We start from the raw sequence: 18,672 nt of genomic DNA, 5'->3' as shown, positions 1-18,672 counted from the left end.
TCAAGTTTTTGCCAATTGTCACAAATTCAATGCAGAAACCCGGTTTCTTAACTGGGTAGGGGACCAGAAACCGGGTTTCTTGCTCAAGTTTTTGCCAATTGTCACAAATTCAATGCAGAAACCCGGTTTCTTAACTGGGTTCGTGGAGTGGGGAGGGTTTTGGACTCCTGACATTTAGAAATGCGATCGCAGCTTATTGAATCCGCACGTCAATCACACTGGCATTAAAGTTATAAGTGGTGCCTTCCAGTTCCATCGGCGTGCCGATTTTGACTTTGCTATTGCCCAGAACTGGACCATCCTCGGTAATTTTGGCATTTCCCCCCAAGGTCATCAGCAAATTAGCGCTAAACGACTCTTCCTGCCTAGGGTCTGGTAATGCCTTAACAGAACCATCGGGTTGGGGAATGGCTAGGGTTCGGGTTAAAAGCTGTACCGATTTGACGTCAACTTGACCATAGGGCTGATTGCGGATAATTACATTGGTTTTGCCCTTTTCTTGAAATTCTCGAAGGAGGGCTTCTGGGTCCCGGACACTCAGTCCCCGAACAATCAAATCAACCTCGACAGGTTTCGTGGTGACCCCACCAATTTGGGCAACGGAACCGGAAGTACCGGGAAAGAAAAAGATGCCGATGACAACCAGGAGAATGACCAAGGCAGCACCCAGGTCAAGAATGCTGATTTTGCCAAATAAGCGGCCTTGGCGATCCAAAATCTTCATAAAATCAAGTCGTCCTACTTTAGCGAGACACAACTGAGGGCTGAACTATTTTCCCTTCAATGGTTTGAGCGATCGGTGATCAATCCACCGGACAGCAAGATGGGGATAGGGGATATTTGCTGTCAGATTATCATAACAGTTAGAAGTGGCGGCGCGATCGCCTATAATCTTTCCCCCCTCGAATCATCAAAACAGGTCTGAGGCATCGGTTTCAGGACATCTGGATTCCGATTATTTTTGGGGTAGGAGAATTCATCAAAGGTCCCTATCGGTTCCAGGGAACGATTGGCTTGAGTCCTCCATTTAATTTTAGACCCCTGGCTCAACCGTTTAAGGCGATCGCAGCAGTCCCGGAAAAATTTGGACAAGCAAGGGCGCAAAACCTGCGCCCTTGAGGATTACGGGCGACAAGTAGCCCTCGGGAAGTGGGCAATGGAGATCGCACTTAAATCCGTAGCATCCCGGCGATCGCCCTGGGGTTTGTCTGGCCCGACAAACATCGCCGCTTGGGTAGTCTTGGCACTATTTTTGGCGGCATTGAGGATAGATTCAGCAAGCTTGTCCCGGGCCGAATCGGGAATGAATGGATTCAGACTCGCGGTAGAACAACTGGCTGGATCTAACGGTTGCATGAGGGCGGGTAGCGAAAAAAAGAATAAAAATAGGCTAACCCTGCCTAAAAACTGGAGGTGCATCCCTGTTCTCCTAACTCATAAGGTAGGCATGGACGCTATACGGATCCTCCTGTCCAAAGTCGGGATGAATACAGGGGAAATTTTTAGGCAGGGCGATCGCTTTTGAGGAAAGAGTTGTTTTCCTCAATTTTGCGATCGAAGGTGGCAATGAATCGGCGTTAGAGTTGTAGTAGATTTAGGGTTTAAATCTCTTGGACTAACACCTGCTCTCCTTCTATTTTGACTAAATAGGGTGGGAGATTTTCTTCAGCTGGACCTTTGAGAACGGTGCCATCGGGAGAATATTCGCTACCATGACAGGGACAGATGTACTTGCGTTCTCCGGCGTTCCAATCTACCAGACAGCCTTGATGAGTACAAGTCGGATTCACGGCATAAAGGAGTTCAGAATTTTCTGGATTGCGGGTTACAGAAATGGCTCCATTTTCAAAATTTTCCTTCAGAATTTGACCCTGAGTCTCTAATTCGGAGACTGTCCCGACTGGCTCAAAGTTACCTGGGGTAGTGGATACTTCCGGTGTGGATTCTCCCGAGGGAGTACAGGCAGCGATCGCCATTGGCAAAAAACTGGCCACCCCACCGACACCAACCCAGCTTAAAAAATCTCGACGCTTCATAGGCTTCTCTCTTGAAGAGATAAAGAATATTCCTATAATAGACCGCTTGACAAAATCTACCCATCCCCTTCTGCGATCCAGGAGGGTTTTGGGGATCGCGATTTCAGGCGATCGCTTTTGTCCAATTAACTTGATATGATTTGACTATTCTGGCGCTTTGGGGGGGGGAAGGTCATGGAACGCTTAATTTCTCTGTTGGGATTAATTGCATTTGTGGCAATCGCTTATGCCTTATCGGTCAACCGCCAAGCGATCCGATGGCGAACCGTCCTCTGGGGGATTGGGTTACAACTGTTTTTTGCCCTGTTTATTCTCAGGACGACACCGGGTTTGGCCTTATTTAAGTTTTTAGGCGATCGGGTCAATGACTTTCTGAATTTTGCCGATGTGGGGTCGGCTTTTGTCTTTGGAGAAAACTTCAGAGAGCATTTTTTTGCCTTTAAAATCTTGCCCACCATCATCTTTTTTTCCGCCTGCATTACCCTACTCTATCACTACGGAATTTTACAGCGGGTCGTCCAGGGCGTCGCTTGGGTGATGATGCGAACGATGAAAACTTCCGGGGCCGAATCCCTTTCCTCTGCGGCGAATATTTTTGTCGGACAACTGGAAGCTCCGATGCTCATTAAGCCCTATATCGCGGCCATGACAAATTCTGAACTTCATGCGGTAATGACGGGAGGATTTGCCACCATTGCTGGCGGTGTATTAGCGGCTTATATCTCTTTTGGAATTCCGGTAGAACATTTGTTATCGGCTTCGGTGATGTCTGCACCGGCATCTCTAGCCATTTCTAAGGTATTGTATCCTGAAACCGAAAAATCTTCCACTGCCGGTCAAATAGAAATTAACCGAGAAAGTCCTTATATCAACGCCATTGATGCCATAACTTCCGGGGCAATTGAAGGGTTGAAATTAGCCTTAAATGTGGCAGCGATGTTGATTGCTTTTTTAGGATTAGTGGCGTTATTGAATGCACTGTTGGGATGGATGGGGAGTTGGGTGGGAATTCCTTCTTTGTCTTTCGAGTTGATTTTATCCTATTTAATGGCCCCGGTTGCCTGGTTGATGGGAGTTCCCTGGGCGGATGTGGAAGCGGTGGGAATGTTGCTGGGGAAAAAGACAATTTTGAATGAGTTTATTGCCTATCTGGATTTAAAACAATTGATTGAAAATCAGGCAATTTCTCCGCGTTCCGTGGTGATTGCCACTTATGCGTTATGTGGATTTTCTAACTTGGGGTCGATCGCCATTCAAATTGGCGGTATCAGCGCGATCGCACCCAATCGGCAAGGAGATTTAGCGCGATTAGGAGTTAGGGCAATGTTAGCGGGTTCCATCGCCTGTTTTATGACCGCTTGCATCGCTGGACTGTTGTTGTAAGTCGGGGGAAGTGGACCCCATCCTAACCCTCCTCTTGCAAAGGGGAGGGAACCGGAAGGGAAGGAAAGCACCGGAGTGGAGGGGAAATCAAACCCAATTCGATTTACAATGAGGGGGACTAGGGCATCGGTAGAGGATGAAATTCCCAGGACAAAAAACTGGGTGGGTGAAAAAATCCGGTTGGTCTTACCATGACTGTCCCGATCGCCTAGATAGAAGAACCCGTGATTCTGTCGAACCCTGAAGCGTAAAAATAAACCTGTTGACAATTGAAAGATTAATGCCTGAACTACCCAAAGATTTAGATGAGGCGATCGCCCAAGCGAAAACAGCCACCCAAGCTGCCTTAGAAGATGGATACCGACTGGTGCAAGTCGAAATCGGGATTCCGGAATTGAAAGTCCAACCGATCGCCGAAGAATTTCTCCCCCTCTTCGAGGAGTTGTTTGGCGATCGCTTTAAAGTGTACTTTCCCGATGCCGGTGCCGCTGCCTTAGCCCGTCGGGATTGGGGAGAGAGGCCCTATATCATTCGCGGATTGAGTGAACCCAAAGGTCAAATCCAATCGGAAGACGAAGGATTCCTGTTTGTGGAACCTTCGGCAGTAGAAGTCAATACCCTAGAGAAAATGTGCGAACAAGCAGGCGATCGCCCCACAGTGATTCTCCTGCCGAAGTTGGAAAATGTCGCCATTATTGGCATTGGTTTGGCAGGAAGACAACTGCGAGAACGATTTCTTTCCACCATTGAATCTTGCTACTACATCCAACCGAATCAAGGATATGCGGTGTTTCGCTGCTATCCCAGTCCCTGGCAAGTCTGGCTGGAAAATGGCGACACCTACGAACTCATTTCAGAAACAGCCGCCAAACCCGTGGGTGACGACTTAGAACGCTTAATTACCCAAGCGACGGGTACGGCGGAAGAATCGACGGATGAAGGCACCAACAAGTCTTTAACAGCCCCGAAAAAACCGGGCTTAATGACGAATATGAAGCGCTTTTTACGGGCATTAAGCCAATAATCGGGGAATAGTAGGAACAGGACTCCAGTGCGTCCGAGTCTGAATTGATAGATAGGAACGCACTGGCGTCGTTTTCTTTACTCCAGCCGGAATAGCCCAGCTTGTTTACCCAGGCAACTCCATGAGCAAAATTAACTCCCGACGGATTGCGATCGGGGATGTCCACGGTCATTATGACGCACTCGTGAAACTCCTAGATGCGATCGGTCCCACCGCAGACGATCGCCTCTACTTCCTCGGCGACTTAATCGATCGCGGTCCCGATAGTGCCTCCGTGGTTAAATTAGTCCGGGACAATCAATTTACCTGCCTCCTCGGTAACCACGAACATCTTCTCATCACCGCCTGCGGTAACGGCAAAGTCAATCAACCCGCCCTCCAAGCTTGGCGCTACAGTGGGGGACAAAATACCTTAACCAGCTATCCCAAACTCTACTCCCATCCCAGCGAAGCCCTATTAGAAGATGTCGCCTGGATGCAAACCCTTCCCCTCTATGTAGATTTGGGCGACGCCTGGTTAGTTCATGCCGGAGTTCATCCCGATCTGCCTATTCAGGATCAAGGTGCCGAAGACTTTTGCTGGATTCGCGCACCCTTCCACAATATTCGCAAGCCCTACTTTCCCAATAAACTCATCGTAGTCGGCCATACCATCACCTTTACCTTTAAAGGAATCAAACCCGGACAACTCGCCAAAGGCAACGGTTGGTTGGATATTGATACCGGCGCTTATCATCCCATGAGTGGCTGGTTATCCGCCTTCGACCTCACCCATCGCCAAGTTTACCAAGTCAACCTCTTCAAAGGCAAAGTCCGCAAACTCTCTCTACAAGACGCCGTAGTATCCATTCACCCCAAGCAAGGGGCCGTTTGTCCCTAGTCCCCTCCCTGTCACACTGTAATAGACTCTCGATATTCCGACACCATGACGCAACCCAGTCTCTATTTTGTTTGCTATCCAGATACCAACGTACCGATTGGCGGGGTAAAAATGCTCTATCGTCACGTTGATGTTTTAAATAAACATGGATTCTCCGCTTTTATCATCCATGAAAATGAAGGCTTTCGATGCAATTGGTTTGAAAATCAAACCCAAATCGCTTATCTTGCCCAAATTAAACTCAGGGCGCATGACTTTTTTGTGATGCCTGAAACCGCAACCCCCAAAAGTGGCAATCTCTTACCGGGCATCCGCAAAGTGATTTACAATCAAGGCTGCTATAATACGTTTAATGAATATTCTTTCGATAAACATCAATTAGAAACCCCCTATCTCTCTCCCGAGGTAGTCGCCGTCATGGTTGCCTCGGAGAACAGTTTTAATTATTTAAAGTATGTCTTTCCAAAAACTCGATTTTTTCGGATTCATCATTCTATCGATACAGACCTGTTTTACTATCACCCCGTTAAGAAAAAACAAATTTGCTGGCTGGACCGAAAAATGCAACGGGATGCTAAACAGGTAATTAATATTTTAAAATTTAGGAATGCTTTAAATGGATTTGAACTCATCCCTATTGAAAATAAACCGCAACCAGAAGTTGCCCAAATTTTCCGAGAGTCCTTAATGTTTTTGAGCTTTTGTTATTCCGAGGGATTTTCCTTACCCCCCGCTGAAGCAATGGCTTCCGGCTGTTTAGCCGTCGGCTATCATGGATGGGGTGGCAAGGAATATTTTTTACCCGATTTTTCGTTTCCCGTAGAAAGTGGGGATATCATTGGATTTGCTCACACCGTCGAAAAGCTAATTGCAACTTATAATAACCAACCCCAGCTTTTAATGGAAAAGCATAAACAAGCAGCAGACTTTATCCGACAACATTATTCCACAGAACAAGAAGAACGGGATATTGTCACCGCTTGGCGGGAGATTCTTCAACTCCAGAAAGGATAATTCAGTCCGGACATTGAGTCTACATTCTTCTATGTAGGGGCGATTCGAGAATCGCCAGTCTATAAAATCCGCCCAATTTTCTATAGGTTTATGTAGGGGCGATTCGAGAATCGCCTGTCTATAACATTCGCCCAATTTTCTATATATTATTGAGTCTACATTCTTCTATGTAGGGGCGATTCGAGAATCGCCTGTCTATAAAATCCGCTCAATTTTCTATAGGTTTATGTAGGGGCGATTCGAGAATCGCCCGTCTATAAAATCCGCCCAATTTTCTATATATTATTGAGTCTACATTCTTCTATGTAGGGGCGATTCGAGAATCGCCTGTCTATAAAATCCGCCCAATTTTCTATATATTATTGAGTCTACATTCTTCTATGTAGGGGCGATTCGAGAATCGCCCGTCTATAAAATCCGCCCAATTTTCTATATATTATTGAGTCTACATTCTATAGACCTCTTGCAAAAAAAAGGATTGATCCCCCCAACCCCCCTTAAAAAGGGGGGCTTTAAAGAATTTGGCAAGAGGTCTTATGTAGGGGCGATTCGAGAATCGCCCGTCTATAAAATCCAACCAATTTTCTATATATTATTGAGTCAAAATTCTTCTGTGTAGGGGCGATTCGAGAATCGCCCGTCTATAAAATTCAACCAATTTTCTATAGGTTTTGGATAAAATGGATTGGGTTTTTCTGGCGATTCTCGAATCGCCCCTACAGGGGTTTTTGGATACAATGGGTTTTTCTGGCGATTCTCGAATCGCCCCTACAGGGGTTTTTGGATACAATGGATTGGGTTTTTCTGGCGATTCTCGAATCGCCCCTACAGGGGTTTTTGGATAAAATGGATTGGGTTTTTCTGGCGATTCTCGAATCGCCCCTACAGGGGTTTTTGGATAAAATGGATTGGGTTTTTCTGGCGATTCTCGAATCGCCCCTACAGGGGTTTTTGAATCAAATGGATTGGGTTTTTCTGGCGATTCTCGAATCGCCCCTACAGGGGTGTGATCAATCCCCAGATTGACACCTGTTCCCGGATTAGATATTACTCCTTGGAAAATCCCACAAAATATTTATCCAGATTAAACAACTTGTTTAATTCATGCTGAACTTTCTGATAAACCAGCAGTTTTCCCGTTTCAATATGAGCAAATCCTTGACCACCTGGGCGTAAAATTTGGTCGGGATTGTCAATTAAAATCGTCAGAGTCAACATGGGATTAGCCCCAGATTTATCCGGGGCGATCGTCCGCGAAATGTCCTGAACTTTAGCCCGATAACTGGGACTGTAAGGGTCGCGAACTTTAAACACAACGGGTTGATTCGGTTGCACCAAATTTCCATCTTCTTGGGAAACCTGGACTGTTGCCGTAAGTTGGGACAAGTTGACAATTTTCATAATTTCTTGCCCACTTTGGACGGTGTTCTGATCCAGTAAGTCTAAATCCGGTGTGAGAACGGTCCCGGCAGTATCTGCTGTTAGAATCAGGGTTGCTTGGCGATCGCGCAATCGGTCCAATTCCGCTTCCGCCTTCTGAACTCGTTCCGTTTCACTCTGGATATCCACCTTTGCCGCTTCCACTTTCTGTTCCACGGAACGTTGTAACCCTAATTGTTGCTCTACCTCATTTTCTCGTTCATCGCGCAATTCCTCTATTTCCTTTTCCACCTGCTTAATCTGCTCATATTTACCCGCAATCAATTGTTGTTTTTGCTCAATAATATTGTGGCGTTGAAGGATTTCACTCTGAGTTTGCTCGATTTGCTCATGCTTACCTTTAATAGCAAAATTTTGCTGGTTAATCTGGTTGGTCAGCAGAAGTTTTTTATCTTTTTCTTGCCGTAAAACATTCCGGGCCAAAGCGCCTTCATCCACGGCGAATTGATAGTCTTCGATTGTCTCTTCTAAACTGACAAGATTTTCTTGTAAGCTATTTTTCTCGGACTCTAGGGCAGTAATTTGATGCTGAATTTCAACGATTTTACTATCCAGCCCGACTTGACTATTCTTCACCCCATCAATTTCACTTTCAATACTGCTGATTTCAGCCTCAATTTGCCGGATTCTCGGCAACTTATTTCCGGCAATCACCTCTTGAACTTCTCGCTGTTTTTTCTCCGCCCTATCTTGGGCAATCTCGACATTCTTTTGAGCATACTGTAGTTCCGTCTGCGCAATACTCAACCGCTTTTGGGCTGCAAAAAGAGCGGCATTGCCATGCTGTAAATTGCGTTCTGCCTCCGCCACTTGATTCTCGATTTCTGGACTAGAAACTTCCGCCAGAATGTCCCCCTCCTCGACTTCTGCATTACTCTTCACTTTTAGCTGAATCTGACCCGATACCGGCATAACTAGACGCTGACGTTCATCCAAACGGGAGGTGACTTCTGCTTCGCCGATGACGTAATTAGAAATTGGCATTCGGGCAACCATCACCCCACCTGCCAAAACTATCGCCATCATCAACCATTTCCCATAAGACTTCGATGGAGTCGGTACTTTTGAAGGGGAAGCTGCCGGTGGAGTCGGCGTTACTGGGGGTGTGGGGACTGGTGAAGGTTGCGCGATCGCCTTCGGAGGAACCACTTTCAGAGGAGACTTTGGAGAGGGATTATTTGTAGCAGTCATGGTAGTAGATGTCCTTATTTTAGAGTGTAAATAGAATGTGAAATTTACCGTTTGTCCCGAGGAAAGAAAAAGTAAACTAGCCAAATTGTTAACAGCAGTAAAGCCGTCATCGGAATCTTAGTTAAACTCCAATCCGCAATTCTCGCGAATAAAAAACCAAAAACAAAATAAATATAGGCCAAACTCAATGGAGCATAAATCGCTAAAATCCAGATATTTCCAGCAGTTTCTCGTAACGGTTTGCCCTGCAAGAGATTCCCATACAAGGCAAACGATCGCCCCCGCAGATTATTAATTCCCGTCATGGCAACCGCCAAATAATAGCCATCAAATTTAGCCATTGGATTCAGGTTAATCGCCACCGTCACTAAAGCCGCAACCATCAGTAAATAGCTTGCCGTATGCAGCCAACTACTGGGATTTGTCCAATTCCAAAACCACAAAGCCCCGGCCCAAATAGCGAATTGCACCAACAAACCCGCCCCCACAACCAACACTCGTTTAAACCGGGATAAACAGTAGGAATCCGTAGTATTGGTATAAGCCGCAGGCATAAACATCATCAGCAGCAATCCCATATTCGGAACCACGCCGCCAAAGTTTTTTAACGTAAACGCATGACCCAATTCATGGAATGCCACCACCAACATTGATAGCAAAGCAAAGGGAATAATTAAAGTCGGACCATTCGCTTCCATGAGTTGCTGTCCCGTAAAAAGAATGACTTCTCGCTGACGAATTCCCAGGACAGCAGAAGCAGCTAAACAGAGGAATAAAATCACCGCAAAGGGTTTTGTCCAAATCCAGCGGATGCCGTCAATATGTCGATTCAGCCAAGGGTCGGGATTGAATAAAGGAATCCGAAAATAGAGCAATTGCATGGGGTTAAATTTGCCCCGAGGTGGAGTTGGCAACGTCGTCCCTTCCAACATGGCGGAGGTGGTTAACAGTCGCAGGAGATTTTTCAACTCTTGTGGGGTGATGCAGAATTCTTCAATAATTGCCGTAGGCGATCGCCGTCCGAGTTGGTCGATAATTACCTTATCGGAATCACTCATTTGTAAAAATGTGAAATCCTCGGGGTTACGAAGAATCCAATATCCATCGGGATGATTAATCCACTGCACACAGGATTTGAGTTGATGAGAATTTTTGGGGCGATCGCCTGCCGATGGTTCCGCATCCGATGAACTTTCTTCCCCGCCTGGACTCTCTTCGGCTAAGATATTTAATTCAATCAATTTGTCCAGTAAAACTTCGATAAAATCAGCCGAAATTCCCCCAGAAAACTGTTGTTCACAGCGGGTTTGAATGTCAAAAACTGTGTATTCTCCAGTAAAATAGGCTAAAGCATACCCTTCAGCAGCAGAAAAAATTACCCGCAAATTGCCCTCGATCGCCTTAAGGAGAATTTGGTCAGAATCGGGAATGGGGGTGAGAGTCCAGTATGGCGTTAAATCCGGACAAATCCAATCCATCGGGGTTTCCTCCTCGGATGCTAAAATGCCGAATTCGATGAGTTTTTGCAGCAGTTCCCAGACGAGAGTCTCAGAAACCGAGTCGCCAAATTGCTGGTGACAACGCCCTTGAATTTGGGCGATCGCCAACTTCCCGGTGAAATGCTGTAAAGCAAATCCTTCCATCGGGGAAAACGGAAATTGACCATTCCCTTCGCGAGACTTCAACACCACCGTATCCGAACCCCGAACCCTAGCAATCTGCCAGTAAGGGCCGAGGTTGGGACAAATCCAGTGGTGATAGGGGTTTTCGGAGGAGAGGGGTTGGGGGTTCATGGCGATCGCATCCAGGGTTCGAGACTCTACACAGAAGCGCCGGGGTGACGCTTCTATAGTCTTATTAGGATCAACCTCGCGAAATTATGCAGGCAAGGCATGATTATTACAAAACTTTACAAACGGCGGGCCAAAATCTGTAGCGGCGATTCGAGAATCGCCCGAAAAAAAACCCCCCATGTTCACCCCAAACCCATGTAGGGGCGATTCGAGAATCGCCCGAAAAAAAACCCCCCATGTTCACCCCAAACCCATGTAGGGGCGATTCGAGAATCGCCCGAAAAAACCCCCCATGTTCACCCCAAACCATATAGAAAATTAGGGGAATTGGATGGACTGGCGATTCTCGAATCGCCCCTACATGGGGTTTTGGGAAATTTTTTGGGAATTGGATGGACTGGCGATTCTCGAATCGCCCCTACATGGGGTTTTGGGAATTTTTTGGGAATTGGATGGACTGGCGATTCTCGAATCGCCCCTACATGGGGTTTTGGGAATTGGATGGACTGGCGATTCTCGAATCGCCCCTACATGGGGTTTTGGGAATTTTTTGGGAATTGGATGGACTGGCGATTCTCGAATCGCCCCTACATGGGGTTTTGGGAATTGGATAGACGGGCGATTCTCGAATCGCGCCTACGGGGACAACCATTGCATTAAAAGGGAAGGTCCTTGAATGGCATTTCCCCATCATAGTCTGGATTTTCTGTGTCTTCATGCCATTTCAGGGGATTGTCGGCAATGTATTGACGAATTCTTTCCAACGATCGCTCGTTTCGGTTGATGCGATCGTAAAAATCTCGTTGCCAAACCGGACAACCGGACATCTGACGTAATTGGTTAATTTCTCGTGCAGAAACGGTTTTGAATGCTCCAACTAAACGCCCCAAAGATTTCCGTTTGATGTCGGCAAATCTATCGGTGATTACGATAATTCCATGTAAATGATTGGGCATCACAACCCAAGCATCTAATTCTATATAGGGATATCGTTGTTCCAACCATTGCCAGGTTTCAGCAACAATTTTATCATATTTATTTAAGTGAACAATACCACCGACAATTTCACCCAAGAAACATTCGCGATTATGGGTGCAAATCGTTACGAAATAGGCTCCGGGTTGGGTATAGTCGTATCCTTTCAGTCGGAGGGAATTACGGGGTGGGCGTTCAGGGTCGTAAGGCATGGTTTTACGGTTATTCCATGTTTTTTTTATCCTATCTAAAAAGCTGTAGGGTGGGCAGGGCCCAATGGGCCTTTTTAGAGTAACCTCATCTATTAAAGCCCTGCCCACCCTACTTAACTGAGGACGAGTAGCCAGAAATTTTCCCGACCTGCCCACTCTACGGACTCTTGATACTCTCAATTTGAGAGTATGGGTTTGCTATTTGTACAACTTGACTAAGCCCTTACGAACAGCCTCCTGGAAGATAGTGGGAATATGTAGACGACCAGAATTGGCAGGTGATTGAGGACGATTAGGATTAGACATATTAACGTTGGCTCGACCATTATGTACTTCTACATGAGTATGAACGCCAAAGCTATAGCCTGTGTTACCTTCTCGTCCGATAAAAGTTCCCGGTTCGATAGTCTTACCTTTCATGTTCTGGTTGATCGATCCTTCAGCCAAATGCCAATAGATAAAGGTCTTGTTTAGCGCTTTGTTGTAAATGGCAACAGTGCCATTATAGCCCCAGTGTGACACGACCTTGTTTGCAAAAAATTCTTTCCCGTTTTTGGCTTCGATCACTTCTCCACCCACTAGAGCATAGATTCCGCTATTCGGCTGTCCACCATAGGAGTCCATTGCTCGGCCCGTGTTGTGATAACCGTCGTTCCGTCGAGAAGTAATCTTGTTCCCCGTACCATCTTGATACAAAGTATTAAGGTAGTCAGACTCCTTGTAGGTGTAATTTGGGTTAGGGTTAATACCACTACCTGGCAAGTTAAACTTCCACAGGTGGAAATTGTTCCCTGACATAGGCTTCGGATGCATATAGATCTGATTGCCACCAGCACCACCTGAATCTAAGGCACGCCCCGTAGCTTTGTTAACAACTAGATAAGCATCACCCACTTTTGTAAGCTTCCAAAGCTGGTAAGGATTGTTTTTTCGAGGATCGGGATGGACGTAAGCTAGTTTTCCTCCATCTCCGCCACCATCTAGGGCTTTCCCAGTAGCTTTGTTGATAATCATGTAGTGATTACCTACCTTTTCAAACCCCCATTGGTGAAATTCATTCCCAGAATTAGGCGATGGATGAGGATAAACTGAATTATTTTTGCCCCCTGCATCTAGTGCTTTATTTGTTGCCTTACTGACAACTGTCGAGAACTGCAATCCAGGAAAGCGCCTTAAGTTTCGGTCTCGGATCCATCGTGCTGAGGCCGATAAAGTGCCTTGACGGCCACCAGGAGTTGCGCTGTTAAAGAGGGGCTTTCCACTAGAGGAATACACCACAAGGTTTCCATCATTCTGAATGGCAAAAGATGCACCAGGATGTCCGGCTGTGTTACTTGCCCATAATGGGGTCTTCCCATTATATAGAACAACATTACCATCCCGTTGAATTGACAGCCGATTTGCTCCAGTATTCACAGTTCCAGTGGCCCAAAGGGCTTTACCTTGGGGACTGTACAGAACCAAATTGCCATCCGTCTGAAACACAAACCTGTAACCTGTTGAGGTCACCCACTGCTGACCCCGTGAGAAGTCTAGATTAGTTGAACCGGGTTTGAGAATGATATTCCCCACTGGGGCCGGATTAGGTTTCGTTGTTACAGGTTGACCTGTCCCAACCTGTTGATTCACCGGCAGATAAATCGATTGACCGACCTGCAAATTCCGCGCTTCTGCTTCTGTAAAGGTGGTGCCATTGGCTTTCTTGATTTCCCGCCAACGGTTGGCATTTCCCAATTCTCGCAGGGCAATTCCGGAGAGTGTATCGCCCGGTTTGACGATATACTGTCGGGTTTGTCCGGGAGTTCCTGGGGGGGGTGCGGGTGCCGGTGCCGGTGCGGGTGCCGGTGCCGGTGCCGGTGCCGGTGCGGGTGCCGGTGCCGGTGCGGGTGCCGGTGCCGGTGCCGGTGCGGGTGCGGGTGCCGGTGCCGGTGCGGATACTTCTCGGGGGACTAGGATTGTCTGATTGGGATAAATGAGGTTGACATTGGCAATGCCATTTTTCTGGGCAATAAAGTTGTAGTACGTTGCCGAACCATTCCCCATTGTCCGGAAGGCGATCGCACCCAAGGTATCTCCCGATTTAATGGTATAGGATTGCCATTCATAGTATTTACCCATGAATTGCGTGGCAGCGGCCCGTTCCCAGGGAGTGAAAATTCCTTCCCCACTCCAACTGTCGGGAATAACGGTAGCTAAAACATCATGATTTTCCCCGTTTGTAGCCTTCGCCAACTGCACTGCTGCTACCATATTTAACAAGCCTGCGCCGGTTTCTAGGTCGAAATTTGTTGTTCCTAAATCCGTGGCGGTGTTTTTGATAATTTCGATGACTTGTCGATAGCTGAGGTTGGGATTGGCGGCCCAGACTTGGGAAATTGCGCCGGTTACTTTGGCGGTGGCGACGGAGGTTCCGGCCATTGATCCGACTTCTTCTCCACTGAGGGATAATGTGGGATTATCGATGGTTCCCCCGGGTGCAACGATGTCTAATCCATAGCCATAGCTGGAATATTCGGTGCGGTTATAGGCTTTGGAGAAGGCGATTTCATCGTTGAATCGTTCTGCTGCACCGACGGTAATAATGTTGTCGAATTCTTGAGAGGCTTGTCCCAAGACAGACATGACTCCGCCATCATTTCCGGCAGCGGCAACGAGCATGACATTATGTTGCCTTGCATATTCGATCGCCGCTCGTTCCATTGGGGTAAATTCATAGCGGGTGGTGACATTCCCCTGAGCATCAATCTGGGTTAAATCTAAGCTCAAATTCACGACGGCATTCGGTTGACCAGACTCCCGCGCTGCATCAACGAATTCCACAAGGGATTCGGCCCATTTCCCGGAACCGACGGCTCGTCCGGCCCAAATTGGCGCATCGGGATTAATCCCCTCAATGCCGATGTCATTGTCTCGTTGGGCGGCAATAATTCCTAGGGTATGTGTTCCATGTTCGTTGCCTTCTCCGGAGGCTATTGTGGGGTCATTATCCCCATCAATATGGTCTTGTCCCCAGGTGATGCGCGAGTAGTCAATATCGGGATTGTTTCCGGAAAATCCGGTGTCAATAATCCCGACTAAGGGCTGATTTTCTAGGGCAAAATTAAAACTGGTTTCTGCAACTGGAATGCTGGGATAGGATTGCCAGACCATTTCTTCTAACCGATAAACTAGGGCAAATGTGCTGTCGCTAATCGGTTGAGATGGGGTTTGATTTTGCAGGGTTTGGGTTAAGGTTTCTAGGCGTTCGATGAGGGCTGGATTGACCGGATTTGAACTAGATATTTCGCTGTTGTTGGATTGGAAGTTTAAGACTTCGGTGAGGCTTTCTAACCGGAAAATTAGTTCGGATTTAGCCAATTCGGCGGGGGATAACTCTGGAATAAAGAACGGGTCGGTGTCAACAAATTCCTCCGGTGGGGGGGTTTCGCTCAATTCCGATTCCGCTGCGATCGCCTCTGATATGAATCCCGGTGTCTCGGTTTCTTCCCCTTCTCCTGGACTCTCTGAAGTAGTCTCATCGGCAACTGCGGTGACTTCTTCTAATTCAGGTTCGTCAACCACATCGTCAACTGCGGTGACTGTTTCTAATTCAGTTTCCTCAACCCCATCAGCAACTTCAGTTTCATCAACGACTTCGGTGACTGTTTCTAATTCAGTTTCCTCAACCCCATCAGCAACTTCAGTTTCATCAATGACTTCGGGGACTGTTTCTAATTCAGGTTCCTCAACCCCATCAGCAACTTCAGTTTCATCAACAACTGCGGTGACTGTTTCTAATTCAGGTTCGTCAACCCCATCAGCAACTTCAGTTTCATCAATGACTTCGGGGACTGTTTCTAATTCAGATTCGTCAACCCCATCAGCAACTTCAGTTTCATCAATGACTTCGGGGACTGTTTCTAATTCAGGTTCCTCAACGACTTCCGTGACTGTTTCTAATTCAGATTCGTCAACAACTTCGGTGACTTCAGTTTCATCCTCACTATCGGTGACTGTTTCTGATTCAGGTTCGTCAACGACTTCCGTGACTGTTTCTAATTCAGATTCGTCAACAACTTCGGTGACTTCAGTTTCATCTTCACTATCGGTGACTGATTCTAATTCAGTTTCATCAACGACATCAGCGACTTCAGTCTCATCTTCAGTCGGAGTTTCTTCCTCTAGGGAAATCTCTTCTGAAATATCTGAATCCGGGAGACTGTCTAAATCTTCCTCGAAACTATCGACTTCATCAAACAGACCTTCTAAGTTGGCTAATAAGTCCTCGACTGCGGCATCAAAATCCGGTGGATCGGGGGTGACATAAGTTTTAACATACTCAATCAATGCTTGACCCAAATCGCTGCCGCGCCAATCTTTGCCTGCGGCGACGACATCATCCATTAATGCGGCGTTACCTTTGGCTCCTCGGAATTGTAAAATGATGTCGTTATAGTCGCGATCGCTATTTCCATCGACCCGGATATCTTCCCAAGCAAAGGCACTGCCATCCCCGGTGATATCGGCAATTTGTCCGAAGTGATATCCATCATCGGGATTTGCAGTAACCAGGGAGAATAAAGGACGCAATGCACCTCCAGCATTGGGATTATTTAAAACCTGTTCGACGCTTCCATTCGGGACTAAAACTAGGAAAAATTCATCTCCCGGACGCATGGAAAAGCTCTTTACCCCTTGATACTCTCCCGAATTATAATTCGCTTCGCCTAAGTTTCCTTTAAATCGGGCTCCTTCACTAGGGTCATCAATGATGGTATAACCCAGTTCGGAATTACTGGCAGCGCGAGAAATTGCTTCTTGGAAAAACTCCATTGAGTTGGGATCAAGTGTTTCCATTCCGGACAAACTAACGATCGCCACTTGTCCTTTATAGGCACCCCCGTCAAACAGGAAATCTACCTCGACTTCTCCGGTTTCTCCCACGGTGAATGTCCCGGACTCAAATTTAGGTTGCAGATTGCTCAAGTCTGCGTCCGCTACCAAGTCACTCTCTTCGGTCTCACTCTCTTCTGTATCACTATCCTCAGTGGTTTCGTCGGTTTCGCTGGTCTCACTATCGGTGGTTTCTGCGGTTTCGGGGGTTACGCTGTCTTCGGTGTCATTGTCTATAACCTCGTCGGTGACGAAGGTTTCACTCTCTTCCTCGGTTTCCTCGGTGGAGAAGGGTTCACTCTCTTCCTCGGTCAGACTATTCGCGATCGCCTCTTCGGCAATGTCATCAGGGTCGGTCTCTATCTCAGGATCGTCTGCTGCAACTTCTGTGATTTGTGCATCAACGGGTTCTCCTTCCTCACTGCTGGCGGTGTCGAGGGGTTCAGTTTCATCGCTTTGTGCGAGGATATCTGCTTCAGCGACTTCCGCATCGGTCTCATCAGTTGCTACGGTTTCGACCGATTCCGCTACCTCCTCGGTAGGTTCGCTGTCCAGTTCGACCTCAGTCTCGATCGCACTTTCATCCCCCGTGTTGTCCTCTGTTTCGGCATCACTGTCGATCCAGGCAAGTTCCTCGTCCTCCGAGTCGGTTGCCGAGTCAATCTCGTCGGTTGTTTCTGGGAAACTCTCGTCGAATTCGTCTTCACCCCGATCGGTGGTATCGCTTACGAAGTCACTTTCGGTGTCGCCACTGGGTTCGTCGGCATCAATCTCTAAATAGGGAAGTTCCTCTAACTCTGCATCCGCCAGATCCGCTTCTGTACTGCCATCGGAGACAACATCCACCCCATCAGGGTCAGTCTCATCCCCGGAAAATTCATCTGCCTGTTCGCTATCCTCTGGGAGGACATCCCAATCTAACTCTGTATCGGCAACCCCGGGGATATCCTCAGTGGTTTCCGTGTCATCGATGAGGATACCGCTAGGGGTTCTCATTTCTTCCAGACGCATCGCTGGACCTTGATACCGTCGGGATTGGGGTTGGAACCCCTCCGCTTCTGGACGCTTTTGAGACCGAAAAAACAAGTTGAACATGAGTAGATTACTCCTGGTGATCTGGATTTGACAGAGACAAGGGGGTTGAAAGCTAGGGTTGCTTAGGCGATTCGCCCTTTTTCGGGTGAATCTGTTCAACCCACTCTCCTGTGTGTTGCCTCTGATTTATTTATTAGGAATATTTCGGGCAAATTATGCAGATTGCTCGCGATTTTTGCGGTGAACCTGTTCATTTCCGGAGATGCTGTTCTCCTAAAACCCTTACCCGATGGCACTTCCAGAAATTTTTTGAAGAGAAGCTAAATTTCCCAAATTCTCCAGGGTTGTTCACCGGGCGATCGCCGTTTTTGAGGGTCTGGGGTCACCACAGGTTGATCAAGCGGATCTCCACAGGATGGGGAGGTGATGGAATTCACGATTTTTATCTCGTGACATCCCTCTACAGTGGTAATTCTTGTTCTCTGGCTTCGGATGCAGATTTCCTGATGATGGATTTTCCTCGGCGATCGCGGATTGACCCGATTCCTCCTGTCTGAGCAAATCCTGTACTTTTACCCTTGAGGAATTTTCCCAAAATGTATGGGTCAAAATTATGATAAAATAATCCATAATTCCTAATCATAAGCCCAATGGAACGCGAACCGACCCTCCCCTACTTCCGGTATAAACCGGGTGAGTTCATCCCCAATTTATTCGATTTATCGGGAAAAGAGAGAAACAATTTTTGAGGTAAACTTAAACCATGATTTTTAAAACCATCCATTACTTCCCAACTGCGGAAGTATAACCTATTGAT

General features: G+C 47.1%; 13 protein-coding genes. 6 read left to right on the top strand and 7 right to left on the bottom strand.

Annotated features, from left to right (window positions below):
• Window positions 1–193 precede the first annotated feature (193 nt).
• The 3 genes from NG833_RS06075 to NG833_RS06065 form a co-directional block, all read right to left on the bottom strand.
• Window positions 194–724, bottom strand: coding sequence for a DUF4330 domain-containing protein (locus tag NG833_RS06075; RefSeq protein WP_254564414.1), 531 nt, complete (start codon window positions 722–724; stop codon window positions 194–196).
• Window positions 725–1,122: 398 nt separating this feature from the next.
• The gene (locus tag NG833_RS06070) at window positions 1,123–1,356 is read right to left on the bottom strand and encodes a hypothetical protein (RefSeq protein ID WP_254564413.1); all 234 of its coding nucleotides are present in this window, start codon (window positions 1,354–1,356) and stop codon (window positions 1,123–1,125) included.
• A gap of 245 nt (window positions 1,357–1,601) precedes the next feature.
• Window positions 1,602–2,036, bottom strand: coding sequence for a ubiquinol-cytochrome c reductase iron-sulfur subunit (locus NG833_RS06065; RefSeq protein ID WP_254564412.1), 435 nt, complete (start codon window positions 2,034–2,036; stop codon window positions 1,602–1,604).
• Between the two features lie 174 nt (window positions 2,037–2,210).
• Between NG833_RS06065 and NG833_RS06060 the strand changes: the two genes are divergently transcribed.
• From NG833_RS06060 to NG833_RS06040, 5 genes are all read left to right on the top strand, one after another.
• Window positions 2,211–3,419: a NupC/NupG family nucleoside CNT transporter gene (locus tag NG833_RS06060; protein WP_254564411.1), complete on the top strand. Its 1,209-nt coding sequence runs from the start codon at window positions 2,211–2,213 to the stop codon at window positions 3,417–3,419.
• 280 nt (window positions 3,420–3,699) lie between these two features.
• Window positions 3,700–4,443, top strand: a complete 744-nt coding sequence (locus NG833_RS06055; RefSeq protein WP_254564410.1) for a DUF1995 family protein — start codon at window positions 3,700–3,702, stop codon at window positions 4,441–4,443.
• Between the two features lie 121 nt (window positions 4,444–4,564).
• The gene (locus NG833_RS06050; protein ID WP_254564409.1) at window positions 4,565–5,323 is read left to right on the top strand and encodes a metallophosphoesterase family protein; all 759 of its coding nucleotides are present in this window, start codon (window positions 4,565–4,567) and stop codon (window positions 5,321–5,323) included.
• A 45-nt stretch (window positions 5,324–5,368) separates the two neighbouring features.
• Complete coding sequence (locus tag NG833_RS06045; RefSeq protein WP_254564408.1) at window positions 5,369–6,337, top strand: glycosyltransferase; 969 nt, start codon at window positions 5,369–5,371, stop codon at window positions 6,335–6,337.
• 789 nt (window positions 6,338–7,126) lie between these two features.
• Window positions 7,127–7,363 (top strand): hypothetical protein, encoded by a 237-nt coding sequence (locus NG833_RS06040; protein WP_254564407.1) that lies wholly within the window; start codon window positions 7,127–7,129, stop codon window positions 7,361–7,363.
• A gap of 21 nt (window positions 7,364–7,384) precedes the next feature.
• Here NG833_RS06040 and NG833_RS06035 read toward each other — a convergent pair whose 3' ends face one another.
• Window positions 7,385–8,968 carry an HlyD family efflux transporter periplasmic adaptor subunit gene (locus tag NG833_RS06035; RefSeq protein ID WP_254564406.1) on the bottom strand — a complete coding sequence of 528 codons (1,584 nt, stop codon included), beginning with the start codon at window positions 8,966–8,968 and terminating at the stop codon, window positions 7,385–7,387.
• Window positions 8,969–9,012: 44 nt separating this feature from the next.
• The gene (locus tag NG833_RS06030) at window positions 9,013–10,761 is read right to left on the bottom strand and encodes a hypothetical protein (protein WP_254564405.1); all 1,749 of its coding nucleotides are present in this window, start codon (window positions 10,759–10,761) and stop codon (window positions 9,013–9,015) included.
• Window positions 10,762–11,153: 392 nt separating this feature from the next.
• Here NG833_RS06030 and NG833_RS06025 point away from each other — a divergent pair, with 392 nt between their 5' ends.
• Window positions 11,154–11,375 carry a hypothetical protein gene (locus NG833_RS06025; protein WP_254564404.1) on the top strand — a complete coding sequence of 74 codons (222 nt, stop codon included), beginning with the start codon at window positions 11,154–11,156 and terminating at the stop codon, window positions 11,373–11,375.
• A 42-nt stretch (window positions 11,376–11,417) separates the two neighbouring features.
• On the opposite strand, the gene NG833_RS06020 is transcribed toward NG833_RS06025, so the two are convergent.
• Both NG833_RS06020 and NG833_RS06015 read right to left on the bottom strand, forming a co-directional pair.
• On the bottom strand, window positions 11,418–11,948 hold the full coding sequence (locus tag NG833_RS06020) for a transposase (RefSeq protein ID WP_254564403.1): 531 nt from the start codon (window positions 11,946–11,948) through the stop codon (window positions 11,418–11,420).
• A 198-nt stretch (window positions 11,949–12,146) separates the two neighbouring features.
• Window positions 12,147–17,915, bottom strand: coding sequence for a S8 family serine peptidase (locus NG833_RS06015; RefSeq protein WP_254564402.1), 5,769 nt, complete (start codon window positions 17,913–17,915; stop codon window positions 12,147–12,149).
• Between the last annotated feature and the right edge of the window lie 757 nt (window positions 17,916–18,672).

The sequence above is a fragment of the Oscillatoria sp. HE19RPO genome, from assembly GCF_024220515.1.
GTDB lineage: Bacteria > Cyanobacteriota > Cyanobacteriia > Cyanobacteriales > Laspinemataceae > Laspinema.
This window is presented reverse-complemented; position numbering and strand designations above follow the sequence as displayed.